This is a genomic window from Intrasporangium calvum, from assembly GCF_028446585.1.
Classification (GTDB): domain Bacteria; phylum Actinomycetota; class Actinomycetes; order Actinomycetales; family Dermatophilaceae; genus Intrasporangium; species Intrasporangium calvum_A.
Genome location: NZ_JAPFQL010000110.1, coordinates 1 through 9,815, shown reverse-complemented (window position 1 = coordinate 9,815; position 9,815 = coordinate 1). Strand labels below are relative to the sequence as shown.

Genomic DNA, 9,815 nt, shown 5'->3' with positions numbered 1-9,815 from the left:
GCGACCCCCGAAAACGACTCGCCACTTTCGAACAGGTGTTCGAGAATGGTGGTAGAGTGGTCGAAACCGGGAGGAAGGGGTCGCGGCGTTTGGAGGCGCGGCCCGCGAGGGTGTCAGGGGTGTCAGGGGTGACGATGGTGCGGGCCGAGGAGCTGATCGAGGCGCAGGGTCTCGTCGCGGCGCTCGAGCTGGCCACGCAGGTCGTGGCCCGGCTGGCCTCGGACTTCCCGACCTGGTCGCTCCCTGAGTCGGACGTGTCGGCCGGGGTGGCCGGGGCGCAGCAGCTCGCGGCGTTGAGCCAGACGTTGACGGCGGTGCTGGCCAGGGAGGCCCACTCGCGCTCGCTCGGTTCGGGTGACGGGCTGTCGCGGATCGACTGGCTCAAGGCGCAGGCGCCCGCGCTCGACGGTGGCGGGGGTGGCGCGTCGGCGCCCGCGCTGGCGTTGGTCGGGGCGGCGATGACCGAGCCGCGCTGGGCGGCCCTGTCCGAGAAGGTGACCTCCGGGCGGGTGTCGGTGGCGCAGGCGGCGGTGGTGCTGCGCCTGCACCAGGACGTGGCCCGGATCGCCGACCCGGAGCACCTGGACGGGATCATCACCGCGATCGTGGAGAACATCGAGCACCTGAGCGTCAAGCAGCTGGGCCGGGTCGCCGCGCAGGCGCGGGCCGCGCTCAAGCCGCCGGCCGAGCTGGACCGGGAGGATGAGGGCCGCCGGCTCGGGCGGGCGTTGAGCAAGGTCGGCACGGTGGCCGGGTTCACCGAGTACCTGTTGCGCCTGGACCCGGAGGGCGCCGCCATCCTCGACGCCGCGATCGACCCGCTGGCCCGGCCCCGCCCCGAGCTGGCCTGGACCGGTGAGACGAGCACCGACCCGCGCACCGCCGCGACCAGAAGGGCCGACGCGCTGCTCGAGCTGGTCGGCCGCGCGGTCGCCGCCCCGCACGGGGTGACCCGCACCCCGCGCACCCGGCTCGTGGTCACCATGACCCTCGAGGCGCTGCTCGAGCAGGTCCGCGGCGCCGGGCTGGCCGACAACGACGCCGTCCTCTCGCCCGGCACGGCGCGTCGGCTGGCCTGCGAGGCCCAGATCATCCCGACCGTCCTCGGCGGGCCCTCGCAGGTCCTCGACCAAGGCTTCACCGAACGCTACTTCACCGCGGCGCAACGCCTCGCCCTCGCGCGACGGGATCAGGGCTGTTCGTTCCCCGGCTGCACCATCCCGCCGCAGTGGTGCGACGCCCACCACGTGCAGCACTGGTCCCGAGGCGGACCCACCGACCTGGCCAACGGCGCCCTGCTCTGCGGACGCCACCACACCATCGTCCACCAACGCGACCTGACCGCAGACGTGCGCCCCGACGGCGTCACCTGGCTCACCACAGCCGGGCACCCCATCACCATCGGACCCCGCGCACCCCAACTCCCCTGGACCGGCCCCCACGCCGACGACCTCCCCGTGGGCGCATGACGAGGCTGTGCGAGCGGAGGCGTCGGGCCAACCCGGGGTCATCTCCCACGCCCCGGGTGGGAATGGCCCGGATCGTGGAACCGCCTCAACCGATCATAATCGGGCGTTATACATTGCATTACATGACGGTCACCGAGGTCCCCAGCCACGCGCGGGAGGCGACGCTCCCTGCGGAAGCCAGCCCAGCGGCATACGGCAGCGCTGAGCGTGAGCCCGCCCGGCGCCTGAGCCAGCTCGACGCGCTCGAGGCGGAGTCCATCCAGGTCATCCGCGAGATCGCCGCCGAGCTCGAGCGGCCCGCGCTGCTCTTCAGCGGCGGCAAGGACTCGGTCGTCATGCTCCACCTCGCCGTCAAGGCGTTCTGGCCGGCGCCGATCCCGTTCCCTGTCCTCCACGTCGACACGGGCCACAACTTCCCCGAGGTCCTCGCCTATCGCGACGAGACCGTCGAGCGGCTCGGGCTGCGCCTCGAGGTGGCCAGCGTGCAGGACTACATCGACGACGGGCGGCTCCGCGAGCGCGCCGACGGCACCCGCAACCCGCTCCAGACGATCCCGCTGCTCGACGCGATCAACGAGCACCGCTTCGACGGCGTTTTCGGCGGCGGCCGGCGCGACGAGGAGAAGGCGCGCGCCAAGGAGCGCATCGTCTCCCTGCGCGACGAGTTCGGGCAGTGGGACCCCAAGAACCAGCGCCCCGAGCTGTGGAACCTCTACAACCCGCGCCACCGCCCCGGCGAGCACGTGCGGGTCTTCCCGATCAGCAACTGGACCGAGCTCGACGTCTGGCGTTACATCGAGCGCGAGGACATCCCGCTCGCGCCGCTCTACTACGCCCACGAGCGCGAAGTCTTCCAGCGCGACGGCATGTGGCTCGCCGTCGGTCCCGTGTCCCAGCCGCGTGATGGCGAGGTCGTCGAGCGGCGCCTCGTGCGCTACCGGACCGTCGGCGACATGTCGTGCACCGGCGCCGTCGAGTCGCCTGCCGCGACCAACGCCGAGATCGTCGCCGAGGTCGCCGCGTCCACGCTCACCGAGCGCGGCGCGACGCGCGCCGACGACCGCATCAGCGAAGCCGCCATGGAGGACCGCAAGAAGGAGGGGTACTTCTGATGAGCACCACCACCACGCCGTATGCCGCTGGGCTCGGCGAGCGCGGCCTGTTGCGTCTCGCGACGGCCGGGTCCGTCGACGACGGGAAGTCGACCCTCGTCGGCCGGCTGCTCCACGACACGAAGTCCGTCCTGTCCGACCAACTGGCCGCTGTCGAGCGGGTCTCCCGGGATCGGGGCCTCACGGCGGCCGACCTGGCGCTGCTGACCGACGGCCTGCGCGCCGAGCGGGAGCAGGGGATCACCATCGACGTGGCCTACCGCTACTTCGCCACCGCCACCCGCTCGTTCGTCCTCGCCGACTGCCCCGGGCACGTGCAGTACACCCGCAACACCGTGACCGGGTCGTCGACCGCTGACGTGCTGGTCCTGCTGGTGGATGCGCGGAAGGGCGTGCTCGAGCAGACCCGCCGGCACCTGGCCGTCGCCGCACTGCTGCGGGTGCCGCACGTCGTCGTGGCCGTGAACAAGATCGACCTCGTCGACTTTGCCCAGGACGTGTTCGAGCGCGTGGAGGCGTCGGTTGCAGCGGTGGCGCGCGAGCTCGGGGTGGCCGAGGCGCGGGCGATCCCGGTCTGCGCGGTGGACGGGGACAACATCGTCGACCGGTCCGCTCGGACGCCCTGGTACTCCGGTCCTGCCCTGCTCGAGCTGCTCGAGTCGCTGCCGCCGTCCGAGGACGTCGAGGCCGAGTCCTTCCGGATGCCGGTGCAGCTCGTGATCCGGCCGCAAGGTGCCGCCGTGTCGGAGGAGCACCGCGAGTACCGCGGCTATGCAGGGGCCGTCGCCGCTGGTGTCGTGCGCGTCGGCGACCCCGTCGTGGCGCTGCCCTCGGGCCAGCAGTCCACGGTCGTCGGGATCGACCTCGGGTCCTCGTCGCTGCCGGAGGCGTTTGCGCCGCAGTCGGTGACGCTGCGACTGGCCGACGAGATCGACATCTCGCGCGGCGACGTGCTGGCCGCTGCTGAAGGCGCCCCCACGCCCACCCAGGACATCGAAGCCGTCGTCTGCTGGCTCGGCGACGCTGACCTGCGGCCCGGCCAGCGGCTGCTGCTCAAGCACGGCGCCCGGACCGTGCAGGCGTTCGTCCGCACGCTCGACGGCGTGCTCGACCTCGACGACCTGCACGCGGTGCCGGCGGAGTCCTTGTCGCTCAACGACATCGGTCGGGTGACCCTGCGGCTCGCCTCGCCGGTGCCGGTGGAGGACTACGCGGTGTCGCGGCGCGGTGGGTCGTTCCTGCTCATCGACAGCCACGACGGTCGGACGCTGGCCGCCGGCATGGTCGGCGCCACGCTCCCGTCAGCCCCGCCCGCTCCGATCGCGCCCGAGGGCGACGAGGACTTCGACATCTGACCCACCCCGTCCCATCCAACTCGAGTGGCCCCGGTGTCCACATCTTCGGGACCCGCCCGTCCGGACTCACTCGAGTGGCCCCGGTGTCCACACCTCGGGGCCCGCCCGTCCGGACTCACTCGAGTGGCCCCGGTGTCCACACCTCGGGGCCCTTGGTGAGCAACTGCGCCAAGCGCTCATCGGAGGTCCGAAGCGCCCGGTCGAGCAGCGGGGCCATGAGCCGCGCGAGCACTCGCTCCCGACGGGATTCCGGTGCCGCCAGTCGGAGGTGCAGGCTCGTGCCGTCGACCGTGGGGCGCAGCTCCGTGGTCTGGATGAACCGGATGGGCCCCAGGGGAGTGGGGACGGTGTTGCGAATGGTGACGTAGTCGTAGGGGCGCCAGTCGAGCACCTCCTCCACGCTGGCCCCCTTTCCGTGAATGCAGTGGTTCGTGGCGCCCACGCCCCGTCGGTTGCCCGGTGCCGTGACCTCGACCGCCGTCACTCCCGCCTGCCACTGCAGCCGACGCCCAGGAGAGGTCGCGTACTCCCAGACAACCTGCGGTGACGCGGTCGACGTCATGTCCCTGCGGTAGAACGCGTCGGACTCGTCCACGAAGACCCGCGTCCGTGCGGTCTCCTCACTCCAGCGCCGCTCCAGGTCATGCACCCAGACGTCCACCGTGCCGATGTGCTCGTACGTCTCGCTGCTCGCCTGCATGCCGAGCGCTGCCACATCGACATCCATCGCATCCACGCACGCCTGGCTGAACAGGGCGTAGGCCTCGATGCCCGTCGCCGCGACCACGTCGTTCTTGAGCAGGCGGTGCACGAGGATGACGTCCGCCCCGACCAGCTCCTCCCGGCCAGCCACCCGCTGGCGTATGAGCGCCCCGTGATGGACCACGAACTTGAGGTTGAGATCGGGGATGAGCACGCAGGCGTTGCACCGGCACGACGTCGACTGCTGGACGTCACGCCGTCGACGCCGGAAGTCGAAGTAGCAGCGCTCGATGGTGTCGAGGAGCAGCGAACCGTCGATCTCTTCGGTGATCGCGAAGGTGAACGCGGCATCGCCCTCGAGCTTGGCCAGCTCGAAGCCCGGACTCAGCGAGGCCACGATGGTGCCCAGGAGGTCTGCCAAGATGTCCTGCGCGTGGTCGAGCTCGACCCCGGCGAGGTAGCCGGTGTATCCCGAGATGTCGCCGATCAGCAGGCATGCGCGCTCGGTCTGCATTGCCTGCGGCCTCCCAGTGGTGAGTACGTCATGCCAGTATCACCCCCGCCGCCGATAAATGCGTTGCATCCTGGCAATCGCTCTGGCTTACTCGATGTGAGAGTTCTCAGCCAACAACTCTCAAGGAGAAATTCATCATGCAGATCGATTCGAGGATCCCGACGCCCGTCGGGTCGGACGCCAGCGGCGCCCTCGCTTCGATCGTCAGCGCGCGAATCGCCTTGACTCCCTGATGGTTTCAGGCCCGCGCAACGACGATCACCAGCGTTGACGCTTCTGGGGCCTACACCGTCCTTCTCATCAAATCGGCACGACTGTGACACATCGGCCCAATACGCCGTCGACGTATCAGTCCCCGTCATGCCGCCGTCATATGAGCAGCACGAACCACCCCGCAGATTCGTGAAACAGGGAGATTGAAATGTTCGAACACTTCGCAGAATTCGAGATACAAGAACGCATGCGTCAGGCGCACCGCGAGGCCGAGCAGTTCCGTCGGCAGTCCGCGCCTCGCGAGCCCCGCGTCCGCCGGTCGTGGTGGCCCCGCCGCCGCGAGTCCCGGGTCCAGGCCCCCTCGATCCAGCTTCCGGCCGCACCGCGTCGCGTCGCTCCGGCCGAGTGAGCAGCCCGCTCGCCCCAACGATCCTGCCGCACTGACCCCTCGAGGGCCAGTGCGGCAGGGCGTATCTCAACCGACTTGCCTCGCGTCTGCGCAATGGGGAATGAGTCATTCAGGTCACATAGGTGACGCGCCGGGCATATCGTCGAAGGACCCAGATGCGTGGCGCCGGGGAGGCCGCGATGAAGGAGTGGAAGTACGACGAGTTCGAGGTTCTCCTCGAACGCAGTGGGGACGGCTACAGCGCCCGAGTCGTCGACTCACCCACCGGGCCATCCCCCGCCATGCCCTTCCGGACCTGGGACCGACGCCAGACGGCTCGGAGTCTCGAGTCGACCACCACGGGACCCGGGGACGCCGGGTGAGGAGTCGCCATGTTCACGTCTGTCATCGTCCTGCCAGCCACCCTGACGCCGGACCTCGCGCTGAAGCGGCTCGCCGCGCTCCCGGATGACGCGGCAACGGTGGTCCGTCGCGAGGAGGGCGGGCAGACCTACGTCTACGACTTCACAGTGGGCAGCCTCCGCGCGAACCTGCGGGGCAACTCGGCGCCGACCCTCACGCTCGCCCTCAACCTGCACGAGTGGCAGGCCAGCAGGTCAGTCGACCTGCACACCACGTCCGCCGCCGACGCCGAACGCGCGACCGCACGCGGGCGCACCGTCGTCCTTGACGGGGACGACATCGTGGGCGTCCTCGTACCCCCGCCGAGCGACCGGGGCGGCAGCCGCAGCGCCGGCCTGCCGATGGCGCCACCGCCACCCGCTCCCGCGCCACCGCCACCCGCTCCCGCGCCACCCACGGATCGTGCGGTGGGCGGGGAAGCGAGCCCAGCGGCATACGACGCGTTGTTCCAGGCGTACCCCCGCGTGACGGCACCTGACGCCGTGAAGGCGGAGGAGCGCTTCGACGTGGAGGTCGGCTTCAGCGAGACGGGCGCACCGGGCGCAGTGCCCTTCACCGTGACGGCCGTGCGTGGTCGGGCGGACCTGCCGTTCACCGTGTCCGTGATGGGTCACGGGCTCGACTTCCCCGAGGGCGTCCGCCGAGAGCTGACGGTGCCGCGGTCCGCGCCCGAGACGGCCAAGGTCAGCTTCGCCGTGGTCGCGCAGCCCGTCGAGACCGACGTCGTCCGGGTGATCGAGGTGTCCTACGAGTGCGACGGCAACGTCGTCGGACGCGCCTGGCGCGAGGTCCACATCGGCGCGGTCGCCGCTCCAGCGCCCACCACCCCGCCGCTCGAGGGCGGCACGAGCCTCGCGCCGCCGGCGAACGCCCCCGCGCCGCACATCACCGTCGAGATCCGCAACCGGCAGGGCGACGCGCAGCTCGAGTGGCTGCTGCACACCCGCTACCCGGACATCCCGCTGCCCACCGAGCGCTTGACCACCGACCTCGGCAACGAGTCCGCCCGAGAGTTCGCGGTCCAGCTGATGAACCAGCTTCCCGCACAGATCGGTTCGCCGTTCCTGCGCAAGACCGTCACGGGGATCGGACGCGCGGTCACCGGTGCAGTGCCCCCCGAGTTCTGGTCGCTCTTCGCCCAGGTGTGGGAGCGCGCCAAGGCCGACGACGAGGTCCCGAGCATCCTCATCGTCACCAACGAGCCCTACGTGCCGTGGGAGCTCGCGTGGGTGGGGGAGGACATCCTCGACCCGGCAGACCTCCCTCCCGAGGAGCCAGGCGAAAGCGTCGGTATGCCGCTGGGTTGCCTTTGTCGCATAGGCCGCTGGGTGCCCCCCATCACCCGCACGCCACGCGGCGGCGACCGGCCAGCCACACCACCACCGACGCGGGCCTCGGCCGCGGCGCTCGCCGTCGTCATCGGCGACTACGCGTCCGACACCAACGTCCGGCCGCTGCCCGAGGCGATCGAGGAGGGCAAGGCGATCGCCATGGCCTACGGGGGGCTGCCGCTCAAGGCGACCGAGGCGGACTTCGACCGGCTGCTCAGCAACGAGCTCGAACGCAACGGCGCGCCCTTCGGACCGACGGCCGTGCACGTGGCGGCGCACGGTGAGGTCAGCCCGACGATGCAGCAGTACACCGGGATCATCCTGAGCGAGTCGCAGCGCCGGCTCGACCCGTTCATCGTCCAGGGGTCGTCGCTGACCCGGGAGACGAAGCCGTTCGTCTTCCTCAACGCCTGCCAGGTCGGCATGGCCGGGTCGGTGCTGAGCGACTACGGCGGGATGGCGGGCGCCTTCGTGGCGGAGGGCTGCAGCGGCTACGTCGCACCGCTGTGGAACGTCAACGACCTCGTCGCGCGACACTTCGCCGAGGAGTTCTATGCGACCGCCTTGAAGGGCGGGACCTCGGTGGCCGAGGCGGTGCGGGTCCTGCGCTCCCGGTACGCAACGGACTGGGACCAGCAGACCGCCACACCGCTGGCCTACGTGTTCTACGGGCACCCCGAGCTGACGTTCGAGACGTCGTGACGGGGCCCGGCCCCACCTGTTGGCCACTCGGATCGGAGGACGCATGGCAGAGCTGGACGGAAGCACGCGGCGGGTCGACCTCGGCAGAGGCGTCGTCATCACGGCGCCCGGACTGCGGGGGCGGGCCGCGCTCCAGGAGGGGGCGCTCGGCGGTCGGTCGGGCGAGCCGGAACGGACCACCGGGGCGTGGGACGACGCCTTGGGCCGGGCGGGGATGCGCCAGCTCGTCGCCGTCGAGGTGGAGGCGGCGGAGGCACCCGGTGGCGCCGGTGGCGCCGGTGGCGAGGTGCGCACCGGGGCAGGAGAGCCCGGCCTGGTGCTCGACGTGCCGGACCTGGGCCCGACCCGCGGGCAGGTGCTGCTCCTCGTCGACGAGGCCGGAGTGCCGAGCTGGCACTACCCGGAGCCGGCGGTTGGCGGGGCGGTCGACGATGCCTCACGGGGTGGAGCGGGGAACGTCCGCTTCGTCGTGCCTGCTGCCGTCGCGACGCCCCGGGTCGAGGAGGGCGCGGACGCACCGGTCGGCGACCGGTCCCTGATCACCCTGATCGGCAAGAAGATCCTGTCCGTCCTCGTCTACCCGATCCTCGACGACCTCGTCGGCGCGGCCGCCCGGGTCATCGCCGGGCGCTGGGAGAGCGCTCGCCGGCCGACCCGGCTGCGTGACTTCGGACCCGCGGTCTATGGCACGCCGGCCACGGGGGACGGGTTCGACACGGCGGGGCTGACGTCCGGGCGCGCGTTGCTCTTCGTGCACGGCACCTTCGCCACCAGCCACGGCTCGTTCGGCGCGCTGCCCCGGGCGACCATGGAGGCGCTCGCCACCCGCTATGGCGGGCGGGTCTTCGCCCTCGACCACCCCAGCCTGTCCGTCGACCCGACCCAGAACGCGCTCGAGCTCACTCGTCTGGTCCGCGCCATCGGCCCCGACGCGTCCGTGGACCTGGACGTGGTCTGCCACAGCAGGGGCGGGTTGGTGGCCCGGGCCCTCGCCGAGGTGGGCGCCCAGTCCGGCGGGCGGGTCACCGTCGGGCGCACCGTCTTCGTCGCCTCGCCCAACTCGGGCACCCCGCTCGCCGACGGCGAGCACATGGGCGCCTGGGTCGACCGGATGACGGCCCTGCTCAACCTCGTCCCACCCGGGCCGTGGACGGTCGTGACCGACGTCCTCGACGGCGTCCTCGAGGTCGTCAAGATCATCGGTCAGGGCGCCCTCGGTGGGCTGCCCGGCCTGGCGTCGATGCGTCCGGGCGGCGAGTTCCTCGGCGGGATCGCCACGGCAGCGCCGGACCCGAGCCGGCTCTATGCGATCGACGCCGACTTCGAGCCGACCGGATCGCTCGCCACGCTGTGGCAGTTCCCGGAGTCGGTGCTGGACAAGGTCTTCGGCGACCAGGCCAACGACGGCGTCGTGCCGTCCGACGGGGTGGGGTTTGTCGACGGGCCGCTGGGGTTCCGGGTCAGCGAGGACCAGTCGCTGCGCCTGAAGTCCGACGCCGGCACGTGGCACTGCTCCTTCTTCACCCAGCCGCGCGTCGCGGAGGCCCTGACGACCTGGCTCCCCGGCTGACCCGCTGCCCCCTTCGCGGTTTGAGGTAAACGCGCC

General features: G+C 71.3%; 7 protein-coding genes. 6 read left to right on the top strand and 1 reads right to left on the bottom strand.

Going from position 1 to position 9,815, the window contains the following annotated elements:
* The first annotated feature begins 119 nt into the window (after positions 1 to 119).
* The 3 genes from OO014_RS17920 (at position 120) to OO014_RS17910 (ending at position 3,936) form a co-directional block, all read left to right on the top strand.
* Complete coding sequence (locus tag OO014_RS17920) at positions 120 to 1,469, top strand: HNH endonuclease signature motif containing protein (RefSeq protein ID WP_272463690.1); 1,350 nt, start codon at positions 120 to 122, stop codon at positions 1,467 to 1,469.
* A gap of 122 nt (positions 1,470 to 1,591) precedes the next feature.
* On the top strand, positions 1,592 to 2,581 hold the full coding sequence (gene cysD, locus OO014_RS17915; RefSeq protein ID WP_272463689.1) for a sulfate adenylyltransferase subunit CysD: 990 nt from the start codon (positions 1,592 to 1,594) through the stop codon (positions 2,579 to 2,581).
* A complete protein-coding gene (locus OO014_RS17910; RefSeq protein ID WP_272463688.1) occupies positions 2,581 to 3,936 on the top strand; it encodes a sulfate adenylyltransferase subunit 1 in 1,356 nt (451 codons plus the stop codon). The genes cysD and OO014_RS17910 overlap by 1 nt, the downstream gene beginning before the upstream one ends.
* A gap of 115 nt (positions 3,937 to 4,051) precedes the next feature.
* On the opposite strand, the gene OO014_RS17905 is transcribed toward OO014_RS17910, so the two are convergent.
* A complete protein-coding gene (locus tag OO014_RS17905; protein ID WP_272463687.1) occupies positions 4,052 to 5,152 on the bottom strand; it encodes a DUF2652 domain-containing protein in 1,101 nt (366 codons plus the stop codon).
* Between the two features lie 777 nt (positions 5,153 to 5,929).
* Between OO014_RS17905 and OO014_RS17900 the strand changes: the two genes are divergently transcribed.
* Genes OO014_RS17900 through OO014_RS17890 form a run of 3 tightly spaced genes read left to right on the top strand, consistent with a single transcriptional unit; the run spans position 5,930 to position 9,779 of the window.
* On the top strand, positions 5,930 to 6,136 hold the full coding sequence (locus tag OO014_RS17900) for a hypothetical protein (protein WP_272463686.1): 207 nt from the start codon (positions 5,930 to 5,932) through the stop codon (positions 6,134 to 6,136).
* Positions 6,137 to 6,145: 9 nt separating this feature from the next.
* On the top strand, positions 6,146 to 8,209 hold the full coding sequence (locus tag OO014_RS17895) for a TCAD7 domain-containing protein (protein ID WP_272463685.1): 2,064 nt from the start codon (positions 6,146 to 6,148) through the stop codon (positions 8,207 to 8,209).
* Between the two features lie 43 nt (positions 8,210 to 8,252).
* The gene (locus tag OO014_RS17890; protein ID WP_272463684.1) at positions 8,253 to 9,779 is read left to right on the top strand and encodes an esterase/lipase family protein; all 1,527 of its coding nucleotides are present in this window, start codon (positions 8,253 to 8,255) and stop codon (positions 9,777 to 9,779) included.
* Positions 9,780 to 9,815 lie beyond the last annotated feature (36 nt).